This is a genomic window from Paenibacillus algorifonticola, assembly GCF_000971975.1.
Lineage (GTDB): Bacteria > Bacillota > Bacilli > Paenibacillales > Paenibacillaceae > Pristimantibacillus > Pristimantibacillus algorifonticola.
In genome coordinates this window covers 1-16,318 of record NZ_LAQO01000042.1, presented here as the reverse complement: position 1 = coordinate 16,318, position 16,318 = coordinate 1, and the positions used below count along the sequence as shown (strand labels likewise).

Sequence of the window (16,318 nt, the reverse complement as noted above, 5' to 3'; positions counted from 1 at the left end):
GCAACCGGTCATTCCTCCCAATTATGTTTGCTTCCGACAAGTCCATAAAAAAACAGTTTATTGAGGTCTCCTGCCATCTTTTGCAGGTGCGGAAAGGCCTCTTCTTTTTGCATATAATCCTTGAACATTTGAATGAACATAAGGACCGATTTGCGGACAGTCCGGCAATGGCCGCGACCCAAGTCAAAGCCAGCGTAAACAGCACGAGTATACCGGCTACGGCAAGCCAAGACAGTACCCCTGCCGACGAGCGAAAGCCCATAAGGAGAGCTACGAGAATAATGACGACAACAGAAAGGACGTTGGATACCACCGAGGTCAGCACATGCCCCCACAGCACAGTGGAACGCGCAATCGGCATGGAGTGGAACCGCTCAATGATGCCCCGTTTATCCAAGAAGAGGCGGTAAGCCACGTAGGCCACCCCGCTGGCACGCTATAAGCAGTATACCAGGCAACAGGAAGTTCACATAGTTATCCGTACCGGTTTCGATTGCGCCGCCAAACACATAGACGAACAGCAACATCATTGCAATTGGAGTGATGCAGACGGTGAAGATGGTGTCCATACTGCGAAAAATATGGCGCATGGAGCGTCCGAGCATCACGCTCATATCGCTGAAAAAATGTTTTTTTGAAGTCTCCATTAGATGGCCTCCTTTTTACCGATGATCGCGAGGAATATTTCCTCCAATGTCGGCTGTTTTTCAACATACTCTACCTTCGCTTTCGGGAACAGCTGTTTCAGCTCCGCGAGCGTGCCGCTGGCGATAATCCTGCCCTCGTGCAAAATGGAAATTCGATCGGCAAGCTGCTCGGCTTCCTCTAAATACTGCGTAGTCAGGAATACCGTCGTGCCGCCGCCCGCTAGCTCCTTGACAATATTCCAAACCTCGATACGCGCCTCGGGGTCAAGCCCGGTGGTCGGCTCGTCGAGGAAAATGATCTGCGGTTTTCCCACAAGGCTCAAGGCGATGTCGAGCCCGCGCCGTTGGAGCCGAGCAGGGCGAAAATCTCGCCTGGCTTCACTTCAAAATCGACGTCCTTTAAGACTTCCGTGTCCTTGAAAGACTTTCGCAGAACTTTCACTTCAATTGCTTTTTCCATCTCGATACTCCCCTTTTATTTTTTTATGTCGGTAACCTTTTTTATGGCCTTGTTAACCTTTTGGTCAACAGATTCTTGATAGATATCAGCGTAAGTTTTTGAATCTTTGATTAGATCGTCGCAGAAAGCCGCAACGTCACTGCCCGTCACTTCAAGCACGCCTTTCCCCAAGACCGCTCCCTCTTCAAAAAGATCGATAATCCCCGAGAGCAAAACCGTCCCGTGGGTTAGCTCAACAGGGCCGACCTTAAAGAGATATTTTTGAATCTCTTTATAAACAATCTGATAATCCTGAGGGAGCGCTTTGACACGTGCCACATGCGCCCGCCACTCTTTTTTGCCTTCGATAATATCTCGTATTCTCATTTTATCCTCCTCCTATTTGCCTAATTTTTTAGCGATAGTATGGTTGAGTTGCTCGCGCCACTTGTCGCGATAGGACTTTGCCCCTTCTTCGCCGGCCAGCGCTGAACAGAAGCCTTTGATATCGTCACCCAAAACCTCTTGGACAATCTGACCGTCCGCCGCCGTTTCTTCGAGCAGACCAAGCACACCGTCAAGAATTGGCATGAGGTTGCGACCGGTGAAATCGGAGTGCAGCCACAGATTGGCCTTAATTTCATCCCATGCTGCTTGATAATCAGCAGGCAGCTTTTTGGCTCGCGCCTCAAAAGCTTTCAATTCTTTAGTCATGTCGCTTCCGGTGATTTTTTCCCATAAATTCATTGTTCGCTCTCCTTTAACTCGTAAATTTTAGATGATACGAACTCCCATTTTTCCCAGAACTTCCGCAGCTCCTTGCGTCCTGCGTCGTTGATCGCGAAAAACTTTCGCGGCGGTCCCATGTCGGAGGGCTTTTTGGTGATCTCCACCAATTTGTTTTTTTCAAGCCGAATCAGGATGGTGTACACCGTTCCCTCCACAACATCTGTGAAGCCGAGGGCGTTCAGCCGCCGCGTGATTTCGTAGCCATAAGTTTCTTTGCGGCTTATAATTTCAAGGACACAGCCCTCAAGCACCCCTTTGAGCATTTCCGTTAGGTTTTCCAGCACAATCACTCCTTGCAATTCTGTAAGACTGGTATTAAGTATTACTTACTACTACTATAAAGTAATACATAGTAGCTGGTTTGTCAATGGTTGTTGTTCTGATATGAATTACAACTAAAACGCAAGAAGCTCCCCGACAAGTAATGTGACTGTGGCTACAATCACATTGCTTGTCGGGGAGCTTTTCCAACCCCCTCCATTTCGGGCTAACTTGCCCCGAAGTCCAAGATAATGATACGAAAAGCGGCCCGCTTAGCTCGCTTTCCTTGTATGGCGTTGGTTTTGTCTTTATCACATCAAATTGTCTTCCAGGAAATCGTTCAGGTTGGCCAGCCTGTCGATGGCAAGGTCAAACAGCCCCCATCTCATAGTCTTCGTTTTGTTTTTACATCTCGCGCTGTACGGATGCGATATGAATATCTACATCTTTGATCAAATGAAGAAGCTGATTAATGATTGAACCTTTCGTAATCTCTTCCCATTTGGTGCGAGCCGACTGCCCAATAATAATTTGTGTGATTCGCCTTTCCTTTGCATGGTCTGCAATGACTTCTGCGACATTCCTGGAATCATTTTTTGCGACAATCAGATCAGCCTGTAGTGTCTCGGCCATGGAGGTCCAAAAAGCCATGTTTTTCTCCCGCGCCTCACTATAGCGGTTATCATCAATCGGATCTACCGTAAGCAAGGTAAGCGGCGCTCGAAGAGCGGTGGCCAGCTTCCAGCCGCGGCGAATCAATAACTCTGAATTCGGTCCATAGTACAAACAAACGAGTATTCTTTCATCGGTTTCGGTTGAATCGGAGTAAGAAGTTGTGATCATTTTGCTTCGCCCCTGTCGATATAATATGCGCAACAACAAGCAGAAGCTCGCTTCCGGTTGCTCAAAAATGGATGATGAAAAGCAGAATAAAAAACGAAAAGAAGCCAGAAGGAGGAGGGAACTTTCCTGTCGGCTTCTTGATTGGTATAGCAAAAAAAGCTATAACATAAGCTGCATGGCTGGATTGCTCTCTCAGTACGCTTACGAGGTTAGCTGTCGGATTCGGACGCGAGAGTCGCCCTACCTTGGTTCAAGGATTCACCCCATGAGACAAGCAAAACGGAAGCTTGCTCTCGATTGTTTCCCCCGTTTCCCGCGATGGAATTCAGCGAATGAAACGCATTATATAGTTGTTGATGGAAATAATACTTCATTCCTATTGCAAAGTAAATCTTCAAAACAGACTGGTTTTGAATCAAATTCTGCCTAGAATCACGATCCGAATCATATTTCAATGAGGTTACGTTCATTTTCGACAGTGTACTTGCGGCTTGCTTGACTATTCACATTCGAAAATGTTCGCGGTCATTCAGCAGCGAGAAAGCGATATCCAACGCCGGGTTCTGTTACAATGTATTTGGGTTCTGCGGGATTGTCTTCAAGCTTCTTCCTCAAGTGCCCGATATATATGCGCAAATAATGCCGATTGGAATCATCGTACTCGTTCCAGACTTGCTTCAGCAATTGGCTTTTTGTAATGACTCTCCCTGCATTGAAAGCCAGAATTTTCAACAAATCAAACTCCGTCGGAGATAGCTTTATCGGTTCTCCCTTCAATTCCACACTTCTTTGCGCAACATTGATCATTAGTTCCCCATGGTGCAGGACCGGCTCTTCTTGAGCCCTGGCTGAGTGTCGTAGCGCTACGCGAATCCGCGCCACTAGCTCTCCCATTCCGAAGGGTTTGGTCACATAATCGTCGGCCCCATGATCCAGCGCAAAGATTTTATCCGCTTCCCGGTCAATGGCAGTGAGGACGATTACTGGCAAATTGGACCGTTCCCGAATACTCCTCAGTACATCCAGGCCGGATAGATCCGGCAATCCCAAGTCGAGTATCACGAGATCCGGAGAGGCAAGAGAAACTTTCTCCAGTCCCTCTTCCCCGGTTGACGCTTCGTATACGTTGTATTTATGGGCTTGCAGCGTCACCTTGAGTAACTTGCGTATTTGAGTGTCGTCTTCCACAACAAGAACTCGAACATGGTGTTCAAGGTTTGACATTCGTCTCATCCTCCTATTGTTGGCTGGCCTATTAGTTATCTTGGACAAGCGGAAGCGATATCGTGATGATGGTTCCTTTTGGCACGTTAGGCTTGGCGGAGATGGTTCCTCCATGCAGTTCGGCGATCCCCTTGCTGATGGCCAGCCCCAAGCCCGTTCCCGTGAGGTGCCCAGTTTGTTCGGAACGATAAAACTTTTCAAAAATGCGCTCCAACTCATTTTCCTTCAGCCCGACCCCTTCATCGGCAACAGATAGTTGGATGAATTCACTGCCTGCCTTGACAGACAGGATGATCTCACTGTAATTGGGGCTATATTTGATCGCATTGCTGATCACATTGATCAGCATTTGCTCAAGCAGAGCTTCATCGCCAAGAATGATGGGGATTTCAGCGGTCAGGTCAAGGCGGATCGTGCGATGTTCCTGGTAGCCTTTCAACTGCATGCAGGTAGAGCCGATGATTTCCTCCAATTCGCACTCATCTTTCCGTAAGGTAAGCATGCCGCCTTCGAGTCGGGCCATACCCAGCAAATTCAAAACCAACCGATTCATACGTAGCGCGCCATCGCGAATGGTCACAAGAAGTTCCATTCGTTCCTCGGCGGTAAACAGTTTCTCGCCATCGATCAGCCCGGTTGCCGAACCGATAATGGCTGCTAGCGGTGTACGAAGCTCGTGCGAGACGGAGTTCAATATGGCGATGCGAAGCCGCTCTGATTCGGCGGTCAGATGAGCCAACTTTGCCTCTTCCTCAAACTTGACGCGTGCGACTGCACTGGCCGCCAACCCGCCAATCGCTTCAAATAACAAGGCTTGTTCTGGTAAGGTTTCGCCTCGCTCGTGCTTGGAAATAAGAACCATAACTCCGAATCTGTGTTCCTCAATCTGAAGCGGGATAAAATGCCCGATGAGTCCGCCCGTATGGGAAATTCTTTTTTCCAATGACTTACCTTGTTTGTAGACGCGTTTAGCAAGCGCAAGCTCGGCTTGTTCCTGTACATGATGGGAAAATGGGCTGGAACGACGGGCGAGCGTAAGATTTTTGTTGTTCTCTGCGAGATAGATCGTGACGTCCATTTTCAGGATTTCAGATAGCTGTCGGGAAAAACGGTCCAGCAATGACGGCATATCGACGGCAGAGCTAATCTGTTTACTGAGCGCATAGAGCGTGGCGGTTTGCTTCTCTTTTTGCTTGGAATAAAGCACTTGTTGTTTGAGCCGCGCGGCCAAGCTGGCTGTTAAAACCGCGACCACCAAATAAACGGCGAAGGAGATCAGATACCTTAAATCCGCGACCGTGAAACTGAGTACCGGCGGAATAAAAAAGAAGTCAAAGGACAGTACACCAAGAAAGGCAGCAAAAAATGCCGGTCGCAGTCCCCAAACTGCGGCATTTAAAAGAACAGGGAGTAAGAAGATCAACGCAATATTGGCCGTTTCAAACGCGAGTCCAAATGGCTTTAATAGGATCGTCATCCCAGCTATGAGCAGCGCGGTGATAGCATAAGGATGCCAACGGAATGTTGAACGGGAATTTGTCATGGTCTTTGCCTCCAATACCAATCATGACTCACTTTTACTATAAGCGTACTGTAAATAAAGCGTAAAAGAAACGGTTTCCGGGGGTAAAAGTTCCGTAAAAATCACGAAAATAATAGAAAACAAGAGAAAAGAGAAGGAAATTAAAGATATAGCGTGATGGAGTGTCCAGTTGCAACTAGACAATAAAATTTAAACCTATACCCGCCGTGTATTGCTTTACAATTATTTGCATACGGCGTAACATACGATTCATGAATTCAATGATTCACCATTTTATTCGCTGAATTGCTTTATAGGCAAACGGGGGAACCAATTGCGGAAGCTTGTGTGAGAGCAAGCTTCCGTGCGGGGTGAATCCTGCCACCGGGATACGACTCGTTGGCAGGTAGGGCGACTCTCACCGCCCGAATCCGTCAGCTAACCTCGTAAGCGCAGAGCAACTCTTTGCCAGATTTCGTTGCTTATGGAGAGAGAATGATGAAGCTTGTGATCGTAACTTTCGACCACAGGGCTTAGGCCTCATGTGGTTTTACAATTTTCGCTGAATTCTTTGATGTGCCAAAGAAGCGGGGGAACCAACGGAAGCCGGAACAATCGGCTTTATGGGGTGAATCGCCGGAAGTACCGGCGTAGGGCGACTCTTACGCCCGAATCCGACAGCTAACCTCGCAAGCGACATAAGAGAGGCAACATTAATCAAAACTAGACACGGTTTATTCGCTGTGCCTTGGAAGTTGATGAAAAGTGACCTCTTTTCGTTAGCTTCTTTTTTGTTGCCTCCGCGTTTATCGACAGGAGGGACAGAAGTGATTATACAAGAGGATTATATTCTTGTTTCAGCGCCAACGGAAGACGGTCAAGCATTTCTGCGGACGTTGGCGATGAAAGGAATGCCATTTGTGGCACTAACGAATAATAGAGCTGATAAGCAAGCTCTGGAGGAAATCGGAGTAAAGGAAATCCTCATGGTGGATACAAGAGACAGTCGTCCACCGATGATCCCTGAGTTGCCAATCGGAAAGGTTTTCTTGTTTGAACGTAGCTTCAATTTATGCTGCAGGTACATTCATACATGCCGCTCATGGACGGGAAAACCGATTTATGTCATTACACAGGGACATAACAGTCGGCTCATTTATAAAGGGCTTGGTGCCAATTATGTGATCCATTCACAGGGGAATGACCTGTCCTTTCTGTTAAGTGAAAACCAGTAAAGCCTCAAAAGGAGATGTGAAAGATGCTGGATATTGGAATGATTGCTTTGGTGGTTGGTCTGGCAGCAGCCATGATTGGCCTTGCCGCTTGGTCAGGCAAAGTGGTGGAGGAAGGGCGTGAAGAAGCATGATGTGGGCATTGGAGGGTGTCGTCGTCCTGTTGTTTTTCTATCTGGTATATGCTTTGGTAAAGCCGGAGAAATTCTAAAAAACCGCTTGTTTTCAGGAAGGAGTATCGTCATATGGCCGGAATGATTGCCATTGTTGTTACATTGTTGTTAGTCCTGCTGTTGGCTCGGCCTACTGGACTATATATGGCCAAGGCATATGATTACAACCCATCAGGACTGGATCGAGTCTATGGCCCATTGGAAAAATTGATTTATGCCATCGGAGGCATTCACCAAGAAAATCAAACGTGGAAGAGATACGCTGCGACCTTAGTCATTAGTAATAGCGTGATGATCCTGCTCGTATATCTCGTGTTTCGAACACAGGCGTATTTGCCGCTGAATCCGGCCGGTATTGCCAATATGGACCCGAGCCTTGCATTTAATACGGCAATCAGCTTTATGACAAACACCAATCTGCAGCACTACAGCGGGGAGAGTGGATTATCGTACTTGTCGCAAATGATTGCTATTGTTTTTATGATGTTTACGGCTCCGGCAACCGCGCTTGCAGCGGTGTTCGCTTTTATGCGCGGGCTGGCCGGAAAACCGTTAGGCAATTTTTTCGTCGATATGACTCGTGCTATTACACGGGTATTGCTGCCGATTGCTTTTGTTACGGCCCTTATTTTTATTGCGCAAGGCGTTCCACAGACGCTTGAACCGGCGGCGGTCGCTCAAACGATTCAAGGCGGTGAGCAAACAATTGCCAGAGGCCCGATGGGTTCGTTCTTGTCCATTAAGGAGCTTGGGAATAACGGTGGGGGATTTATGGGCGTCAACTCGGCTCACCCGTTTGAAAACCCCAATGCGATTAGTAATTTGATTCAGATCTTGCTAATGATGTTACTTACGACATCCCTACCTTTTGCATACGGCAAGATGGTCGGGAATGCCAAGCAGGGAAGGGTACTGTTTGTTTCCATGGCCATGCTCTTTATTGTTTTGCTGGGCGTTTCGCTGACGGCTGAAAATGCCGGCAATCCGGCTCTGAATGCAATGGGCATTCAGCATGAACAAGGCAGTATGGAGGGCAAGGAGGTTCGATTCGGAGTTGCACAATCTTCCTTGTATTCAGTCGTAACAACGGCATCCGAAACGGGGGCGGTCAATGCGATGCATGATACGCTGACGCCAATCGGCGGAATGATCACCATTGCCAATATGATGCTGAATACGGCTTTCGGAGGTGTTGGAGCCGGTTTTATGAATGTACTCATGTATGCCATAATCGGTGTGTTTCTTTCGGGGCTAATGGTAGGGCGTACACCGGAGTTCTTGGGCAAAAAAATAGAAGGCAAGGAAATGAAGCTGATTGCCGTCACGATGCTAGTTTCGCCTTTTCTCATTCTGGTTCCAACGGCAATTGCGCTGTTCAGCTATCCCGATACGCTGTCCAATCCGGGCTTTCACGGCCTGACGCAGGCGATGTACGAGTTTACCTCGTCTGCTGCGAACAACGGTTCCGGATTCGAAGGGCTAGGTGATAATACATTGTTCTGGAACATCACAACCGGAATCGTTATGTTCTTAGGCAGGTATTTCTCCATTGTCGCTTTGCTTGCTGTAGCCGGGTCGCTTGCTGCCAAGAAGACGGTGCCGGAAACAACAGGCACCTTTAGGACGGACACAGGATTGTTCGCGATTGTATTTTTGGCTGCTGTGCTGATCGTTGGAGCGTTAACGTTCTTCCCAAGTCTCGTACTCGGCCCAATTGCAGAACAGTTGACATTGAAACCATAAGTTTGATTGTAATGGAGGTTCTCACGATGCAAACTAAAACATCTATGCTTAGCGGGCCGATTATTCGGAATGCTGTCAAAGAAGCGTTCATGAAGCTGGACCCTAGAGTCATGTTTCGTAATCCAATCCTGTTTGTAGTGGAGATAGGATTTATCATCACATTATTTCTATGCTTTTTTCCCGGAGCGTTCCAAGGCTCGACACCGGCTTGGTTCAATATAGTGGTTGCTGCCATTTTGTTGGTGACGTTGTTGTTTGCGAACTTTGCGGAGGCATTGGCTGAAGGAAGAGGCAAGGCGCAAGCGGATTCTTTAAAACAGACAAAAAAAGATATTGTTGCAAACAAATGGGTCGGCGGAGAGATCAAGCAGGTGGCTTCAACGGATCTTCGTAAAGGAGATATTGTCGTCATATCACAAGGAGAAATGATTCCGGGAGATGGGGAGGTCATCGAAGGGCTCGCGTCAGTAGACGAATCGGCTATTACGGGGGAGTCCGCGCCTGTCATTAAGGAAGCTGGAGGCGATTTCAGTTCCGTAACAGGTGGAACGCGTGTCATTAGCGACCAGATCAAAGTGAGGATCACCAGCGATCCTGGCGAATCGTTTCTGGATCGTATGATTTCGCTTGTCGAGGGGGCAAAACGGCAAAAAACGCCGAATGAAATTGCCCTGAATACGGTTCTGATCAGTTTGACCCTGATTTTCCTTATTGTCGTTGTGACACTGCCGTTTTTCGGGGACTACTTGAATATTGAAATTGATGTCCCCGTCCTGATTGCCCTGCTCGTTTGCCTCATCCCGACTACAATCGGAGGATTATTGTCTGCGATCGGAATCGCGGGAATGGACCGGGTGACCCGGTTTAACGTGATTGCCATGTCGGGAAAAGCTGTGGAAGCTGCGGGCGATATTAATACGATCATTCTTGACAAAACCGGTACGATCACCTACGGCAACCGGATGGCTAGCGAATTCATTCCGGTTGGCGGTGCCAAACAGATTGAAGTAGGCGAATGGGCGGCCATCAGCTCAATGAAGGATGAGACGCCGGAAGGACGTTCCGTACTGGACTTGATGAAGAAGCTGGAGCTCGGGTATAACGAATCATCGGCTTCCGGTGGGGAGTTCATCGAATTCAAAGCGGAAACACGAATGAGTGGGATTGATTTGTCGGATGGCCGAAAAGTACGCAAAGGGGCCGTCGACGCGATTAAAAGATGGGTAGCTGCACAGAACGGGATCATGCCGACCGATTTGGATGTGGCAGCTGATAAAGTCGCTTCTGCCGGGGGCACGCCGCTGGCCGTGGCAGTTGATAACCGAATTTACGGCGTCATCTATTTAAAAGATACGGTCAAGCCCGGTATGCGTGAACGTTTCGACCAAATGCGCCAAATGGGCATTAAAACGGTGATGTGTACAGGCGATAACCCGCTCACTGCGGCTACAATCGCGAGAGAGGCTGGAGTAGATGACTTTATTGCGGAGAGCAAACCGGAAGATAAAATAGCCGTGATTCGGCGGGAGCAGGCAGAAGGCAAGCTGGTCGCAATGACGGGAGACGGCACGAACGATGCGCCTGCATTGGCGCAGGCGGATGTGGGAATCGCTATGAATAGTGGTACGGTAGCCGCCAAGGAAGCAGCCAATATGGTGGATTTAGACTCCGACCCGTCCAAAATCATTGAAGTTGTGGCGATTGGAAAGCAGCTTCTGATGACGCGCGGCGCACTTACGACGTTCAGCATTTCCAACGATATTGCCAAATACTTCGCCATCCTGCCTGCTATGTTTATGCTCGCCATTCCGGAGATGAATACGCTGAATGTCATGCAGTTGGGATCGCCGATGTCGGCCATTCTATCCGCGCTCATTTTCAATGCGATCATCATCCCGCTGTTAATTCCGCTAGCAATGAAAGGCGTCGCCTATAAAGCAGTCAGTTCAGCGCAACTGTTAAAACGTAATTTGTTTATATATGGCTTAGGCGGTGTGATTGTCCCCTTTGCCGGCATCAAGCTCATTGACCTTGTTATCCATTTATGGGTATGACGAAAGGAAGGACCGGAGATGAAAGTATTGGCATCCAGCTTGCGAATCAGCTTGCTATTCATGGCATTATGCGGACTTGGTTATAACCTGGCGGTTACCGGGATGGCACAGATCTTATTCCCCGAACAAGCCGATGGAAGCCTGGTTCAAGACGATGATGGAACCGTAATCGGCTCCAGGTTGATTGGACAATTGTTTAGCGAATCCGAATTTTTCCATGGCCGTATCTCCAGTATTGAGTATCAGGCGGATGGATCGGGATCGCCGAACTATGCGCCATCACATCCCGAATTGATGGAACGGGTGACAGCTTCTGTGGAGGAATGGAAAATGAATAACCCGGAAGTTTCTGTCCGTGATCTGCCAATTGATCTTCTGACCAACTCCGCATCAGGCTTGGACCCTGATATCAGCCCGGAGGCGGCGCGTGCTCAAATTCCTCGAATCAGCCGCTTGACCGGTATGGAACCGCAACAGTTGGAAAGACTTGTGCAAGAACAAACGAGCCAGCGGACGTTTGGATTCTTAGGCGAACCTGCGGTAAATGTATTGCAGCTCAATATCGAACTACAGCGTTTGCTTGCGAGGTAAACGAAATATGAATCTCCCTGCCTGCTTATATGGGGCAGGGAATTTCCGTTTGTTATTTGCTCAAGGGAACGAGGTGAGGACATGGAGCCATTCAAGCGAAAAACGCCGGAAGAAATTTTATATTCCATTTACCGACTTCACCGAGGGCGTTTGAAAATTTACATTGGAGCTGTGAGCGGTTCAGGCAAAACCTATCATATGCTCCAGGAAGGACAAATGTTACAACGGCAAGGGGTTAATGTGGTGATCTGTGCTGTTTCAACCGGACAACGCCCCGAGACGTTGGAGCAGATTGGAGATTTGGAGCGGATTCCAAGCATTCATTGGATAAAGGATGGCGTCGAATACAAAGATTTAAATTTGGATTCGTTGCTAGAGCGCAATCCGGAAGTGGTTCTGGTGGACGGCTTGGCCCATCGGAACCGAGAAGGAGCGCAGCACCCGACTAGGCTGGATGACATTCGTTATTTGCTGGATCGGGGAATCAGTGTCATTACAACGGTTAATGTCTATGAGCTGGAGGGGGTATTCGAGCTCGCTCATAAATTAACGGGTATCACAGCGGAGCATACGATTCCCTCCGATATACTGGATTCCGCAGATGAGGTTCGTTTGATCGATGTAACGCCGGAGGCGATACTGGAACGATTAACTGATGGCCGTTTCCATCATCCCGATCCAAGCCTGTTCAAACGGGGCAATTTAGCGAAACTTCGGGAGCTTGCTTTGCGGCTTATGGCTGAAGGCGTGAACGAATCGTTGGAAAAGCATCGGGAAGCTACTGGCTTGTTCGGCCCATCTGGTGCGGCAGAGCGTATCCTTGTGTCGGCGCAGTACCATTGGAATGGCTCGATCTACGTGCGAAGAGGCCAGCAGGTGGCCAAACGGCTCGGCGGCGACCTGCTCGTCGTCACATTCGTCAATCCGAAACAAACGATGTCTAAAGAATCGTTGACCTTTAAGCGCTCGTTGCTTCAATTGGTTGAAAAAGTAGAAGGAGTATTCGAAGAGATTCCGATTGCTTCCCGGCGCGAGCTACCATCTAAATTAGGCCATTACGCAGCTAGCCATAACGTTACCCGAATCGTGATGGGACATTCCAAGATGAGCCCATGGCAAGAGTTTTGGAGGGGGTCATTTGCAAACCGGCTATTGAGCAAAATCAAAAATGTCGATCTCTTGTTTATGGCCGACAGCTCAGAACGGGAAGGTAGACGAGTATTGCCTACCAGGACGCACCAAAATCGGGAGTCGAGCGCCTATCATCGCCTTACGGATCAGGAAATGGAGGAACAAATACAGAAAATCAAGCGAGGGAAGTTTAAAGTCTACATCGGCGCAGCCCCCGGCGTTGGGAAAACGTACACGATGCTTAGGGAAGGGAATGACCTCCTTAAAAAACAAATCGATGTTGTCATCGGTCTTCTGGAGACGCATGGCCGCGCTGAAACGTTGGAACAGGTAGGCGAACTGCCGATCATCCCTAGAAACAAAACACCTTATCGAGGAACAGAGCTCGAGGAAATGGATGTTCCGGCGATTATAAAGCGTAATCCTGAGGTAGTGTTAATCGATGAGTTAGCCCATACCAATGTTCCTGGCAGCAAAAACCGGAAACGCTATACCGATGTGCTGGAAGTCCTGAATGCCGGCATTTCTGTGATTTCCACTATGAACGTTCAGCATCTGGAAAGCTTGAATGACGCTGTTGAGCAAATTACTGGCGTTAGGGTAAGGGAAACTGTTCCAGACCATATTCTGCATTTGGCGGACGAAGTCCAACTCATTGATGTATCGCCTGCGTCCTTGCAGCAGCGCATGAGAGAAGGAAGGATCTATACAGCTAATAAAATCGAACAGGCTTTAGGTTCTTTTTTCAAAACAGGAAATTTGATCGCGCTGCGTGAGCTTGCACTTCGGGAGATTGCGGATGATGTAGATGAGCGATTGGAATCCTGGGAGCGCAAAGCTTCGCTTCGGGGACCATGGAGAAGAAAAGAAACGATTTGTGTGGGAGTAACGGCAAGTCCTAATGCAGAGCGTTTGATTAGAAGGGGATTTCGAATCGCATATCGTTTGAAAGCCGAGTGGTACGTGATTTATGTTCACAAGGGCCATTTGATTTCGGATGAGCTGAACAAGCGTCTCGAACGATTAAAGGAATTGTCCATGCGTTTGGGAGGCATATTCGAAGTGCAATTTACAGCAAGAGAACGAGACATTGCTTCCATTCTGATCGGAAAATCGGACGAGAGAATGGCAACGCAAATGGTTTTGGGGCAATCCGGCAAGAACATCTGGAAGCTTGTGCGCCATGGTTCCATCGTCAAGACTGTACTGCGGCAAGCCCGACATATGGATGTTCTGATTGTTGCGGACTTTGAGCCTCATGCCAAACCGTTGGACAAATCATAATTCATTACTTTTCGAGGTCGAGGTGAAAGAGAATGCCGCAAATCATGCGAAGAAATTGCTCTATATATTACGAATCCCGCGGGAATGGTCTGCCTCTGATTTTTATACCAGGACCTTCATTTTCGCATCGTTTGTTTGAGCCGCAAATTGAATATTTCAGGCATAATTACAGAGTAGTTTCTATGGATTTGAGGGGGAACGGACAATCCGGAAAGCTTGGTGTTTCGGGCAAAGAAATCATCCAAGAACAATGTCGAGATATTTCTGCACTATTAAATCAGCTTGATATAACAAATGCCGTGTTCATAGGATTTTCGGGAGGCGGTTTTGTGGTTCAAAAATTTGCGCATTTGTATCCTGATAAAGTCCGCGCAGTTGTTGCTGCCGATAGTCATCATTGGTCAATCACCCAAAATCGAACGGTTCGTTTTTTTCAGTCTCTTGCCGCATTGTCCCATTTTATTCCTGAAGATATGGGGACACGAACAACAAGAATCATATATTCTCAGTGGCTGCAGGCCTATAAAATTTTAAAAAGAGAAGGGCTCCAGAAAAGGCCGACAGAAACGATTAAACAAGAATATGCGCTTCATCGCTTGAATTACAGAGAATTTGCCCCTTTACTTCAAATTCCGGTCTTGCTTATTGCCAGCAAAGGAAACACATATTTGGTTAAGGAAGCACAGGAAATGAGGAGGCTATTGCCGCGTTCCAAAGTTGAAATTATCAATGATTCTCTTGATCCAAGCCATCTGTGCCAGCCTTTAAAGTTTAATGCTGTTGTCCGAGATTTTTTAGTTTGTCATGGGTATCATTAACTTGCTCTTCTGGAGTTATGATAAAAATGGGGATTAATGGATATTACGTATGTCAGCATTTATGCCGGTAACGGCAAGGTTATTGACGCTTCATCAAGTCGCTTGCAGGTCGTATATTTCAACACACTAGCGTTGCATAAAATCTTGCCGCTATCAAAAACCGAATATTCAGAAAACGAGTTTTTGCGGTGAAACGAAAGAGTCGGACAGCTCTCAAAGGTAGCTCGTCCATTTGGTTGAATTATGCAATTCTGTTCACTTTTGTATAACTTCGTTAGCCAGCGAGTGAGCTGCAACAAGCTGTGTTTGACCTTCGTTTCCAGCTTTACCAGTACGAGTAAGCAAAACGCAATCAGGGCGATCCAGACCTGATTATAGACAGCATGCTCGCTCGTACCGTAAAGATGCTTGATCTGCAAATGCTGCTTCATCCACTTGAAGAATGTCTCTATGGCCCAGCGACTGCGATACATCTCGCTGATTTCATCACAGGTCAGGTCGAAACGGTTGGTCACCAGGAAGAGCAGATTACCTTCAGAATCTTGCGTCTGTACCATCCGTAGCTCATGCTTCATTTTCTTCTGCTGGGAGCCGATTCGGACGCGCCAATCGGCTGAAACCGGGCTGCCTTCGGGAACAGTGAGTTCCTCCAGCGGCTCGATATGCGTATGGCTCTTCAGCCGTGTGACGAATAAGATGCCGTCTAAACAGTAGCGATCGAAAGTCGTATAGTCGATGTAGCCACGATCAAAGACGTACGTGACGCCCGGCTCATAAACGAGTTCATCCATCTGGGTGCGGTCATTTTTCTTGGCTACCGTCACCGTTGCCTTCTCCGGGACGACGTCTTGCTCGTCCATAAAGGCCAGTCGCCTATGGATCTTGATGCCTGCTTTCGTCTTGCGAAACTCAGCCCACTTGAATTTTTGCAGACATAACGTCACCGTAGTCGAATCCACGATTTTGATCTTGTGCCGATGAGCAACCGCGCATTGGCGTGACAATGCAAGCTTAGCCAGCCGCTCGAACACGTGTCGCAATAACTCCGGATCAACTTGCTTGTGTTTGCGGCTTAGCTGCGAAGCCGAGATTGAAGTCAGGCGGAGTTCGCGCTGCAAGTCTTCACACAGCACATCGTCGGCGATATGGCGCAAGCCTTCACGATTTTGCAATTGTGCAAGCAGAAACAACTTGAGATAGGCAGTGGTGGTTAGCTTTTTCGCATATTTATCCTGCTGGCATTCCGTTACAGCAGTTATGAACATTTTTGTACAAATTGGCGCAAGCCATTTACCAAATGAAGATAATAGCGTATGATTGTCCATGCGATGATCCTTTTCAATGGATTTATGGACAGGTCTACCTCTCCGATCTATTGTAAAGGATTTTTTTGTGTTCTCCTTTCGAGAAAACAGAAATTTATGAAGATTCAGAGAACATTAATGCAACGCTAGTGGAACCGTATATATTCAAATATGTTTTTCAGTTTACCTGTGCACACTAGCGTTGCATAAACTATGACATTGATTTTGTCTGAAGATTAAGAAAACGATAGTTGGTCGTAAAA

The 16,318-nt window shown here is 47.7% G+C and carries 14 protein-coding genes, 2 pseudogenes and 3 riboswitches; of the genes and pseudogenes, 7 read left to right on the top strand and 9 right to left on the bottom strand.

Annotated elements, in window-relative coordinates; all coding sequences use genetic code 11:
* Positions 1-151 precede the first annotated feature (151 nt).
* From WH37_RS28665 to WH37_RS28630, 8 genes and pseudogenes are all read right to left on the bottom strand, one after another.
* Positions 152-647, bottom strand: a pseudogene (locus WH37_RS28665) (ABC transporter permease); the annotation flags it as partial.
* A pseudogene (locus WH37_RS28660) lies at positions 647-1,107 on the bottom strand (AAA family ATPase). The pseudogenes WH37_RS28660 and WH37_RS28665, both read right to left, overlap by 1 nt.
* 15 nt (positions 1,108-1,122) lie before the next feature.
* Positions 1,123-1,473, bottom strand: a complete 351-nt coding sequence (locus WH37_RS28655; protein WP_046234086.1) for a DUF1048 domain-containing protein — start codon at positions 1,471-1,473, stop codon at positions 1,123-1,125.
* 12 nt (positions 1,474-1,485) lie between these two features.
* Positions 1,486-1,833, bottom strand: coding sequence for a DUF1048 domain-containing protein (locus WH37_RS28650; RefSeq protein WP_046234085.1), 348 nt, complete (start codon positions 1,831-1,833; stop codon positions 1,486-1,488).
* Entirely contained in the window at positions 1,830-2,138 is a 309-nt protein-coding gene (locus WH37_RS28645; RefSeq protein WP_269431354.1) for a PadR family transcriptional regulator, read from the bottom strand. The genes WH37_RS28650 and WH37_RS28645 overlap by 4 nt, the downstream gene beginning before the upstream one ends.
* Before the next feature lie 403 nt (positions 2,139-2,541).
* The gene (locus tag WH37_RS28640) at positions 2,542-2,979 is read right to left on the bottom strand and encodes a universal stress protein (protein WP_046234133.1); all 438 of its coding nucleotides are present in this window, start codon (positions 2,977-2,979) and stop codon (positions 2,542-2,544) included.
* Positions 2,980-3,161: 182 nt separating this feature from the next.
* Positions 3,162-3,320: riboswitch (cyclic di-AMP (ydaO/yuaA leader) on the bottom strand.
* Positions 3,321-3,504: 184 nt separating this feature from the next.
* Positions 3,505-4,203, bottom strand: a complete 699-nt coding sequence (locus WH37_RS28635; protein WP_046234083.1) for a response regulator — start codon at positions 4,201-4,203, stop codon at positions 3,505-3,507.
* Between the two features lie 31 nt (positions 4,204-4,234).
* Positions 4,235-5,746, bottom strand: a complete 1,512-nt coding sequence (locus tag WH37_RS28630; RefSeq protein ID WP_046234082.1) for an ATP-binding protein — start codon at positions 5,744-5,746, stop codon at positions 4,235-4,237.
* A 268-nt stretch (positions 5,747-6,014) separates the two neighbouring features.
* A riboswitch (cyclic di-AMP (ydaO/yuaA leader) is annotated at positions 6,015-6,192 on the top strand.
* A gap of 83 nt (positions 6,193-6,275) precedes the next feature.
* A riboswitch (cyclic di-AMP (ydaO/yuaA leader) is annotated at positions 6,276-6,437 on the top strand.
* Positions 6,438-6,552: 115 nt separating this feature from the next.
* Between WH37_RS28630 and WH37_RS28625 the strand changes: the two genes are divergently transcribed.
* The 7 genes from WH37_RS28625 (at position 6,553) to WH37_RS28595 (ending at position 14,751) form a co-directional block, all read left to right on the top strand.
* Entirely contained in the window at positions 6,553-6,960 is a 408-nt protein-coding gene (locus WH37_RS28625) for a hypothetical protein (RefSeq protein ID WP_052737278.1), read from the top strand.
* Positions 6,961-7,087: 127 nt separating this feature from the next.
* The gene (gene kdpF / locus WH37_RS37555; RefSeq protein ID WP_063838051.1) at positions 7,088-7,168 is read left to right on the top strand and encodes a K(+)-transporting ATPase subunit F; all 81 of its coding nucleotides are present in this window, start codon (positions 7,088-7,090) and stop codon (positions 7,166-7,168) included.
* 43 nt (positions 7,169-7,211) lie between these two features.
* Positions 7,212-8,873, top strand: a complete 1,662-nt coding sequence (kdpA, locus tag WH37_RS28615) for a potassium-transporting ATPase subunit KdpA (RefSeq protein ID WP_046234131.1) — start codon at positions 7,212-7,214, stop codon at positions 8,871-8,873.
* 26 nt (positions 8,874-8,899) lie between these two features.
* Complete coding sequence (gene kdpB / locus WH37_RS28610; protein ID WP_046234080.1) at positions 8,900-10,927, top strand: potassium-transporting ATPase subunit KdpB; 2,028 nt, start codon at positions 8,900-8,902, stop codon at positions 10,925-10,927.
* 18 nt (positions 10,928-10,945) lie between these two features.
* Positions 10,946-11,518, top strand: a complete 573-nt coding sequence (gene kdpC / locus WH37_RS28605) for a potassium-transporting ATPase subunit KdpC (protein ID WP_046234079.1) — start codon at positions 10,946-10,948, stop codon at positions 11,516-11,518.
* A gap of 81 nt (positions 11,519-11,599) precedes the next feature.
* Positions 11,600-13,933, top strand: coding sequence for a histidine kinase (locus WH37_RS28600; protein WP_046234078.1), 2,334 nt, complete (start codon positions 11,600-11,602; stop codon positions 13,931-13,933).
* A gap of 32 nt (positions 13,934-13,965) precedes the next feature.
* Positions 13,966-14,751, top strand: coding sequence for an alpha/beta fold hydrolase (locus tag WH37_RS28595; protein ID WP_046234077.1), 786 nt, complete (start codon positions 13,966-13,968; stop codon positions 14,749-14,751).
* 59 nt (positions 14,752-14,810) lie between these two features.
* Here WH37_RS28595 and WH37_RS28590 read toward each other — a convergent pair whose 3' ends face one another.
* Positions 14,811-16,076, bottom strand: coding sequence for an IS4 family transposase (locus WH37_RS28590; protein ID WP_063838050.1), 1,266 nt, complete (start codon positions 16,074-16,076; stop codon positions 14,811-14,813).
* Positions 16,077-16,318: the final 242 nt, after the last annotated feature.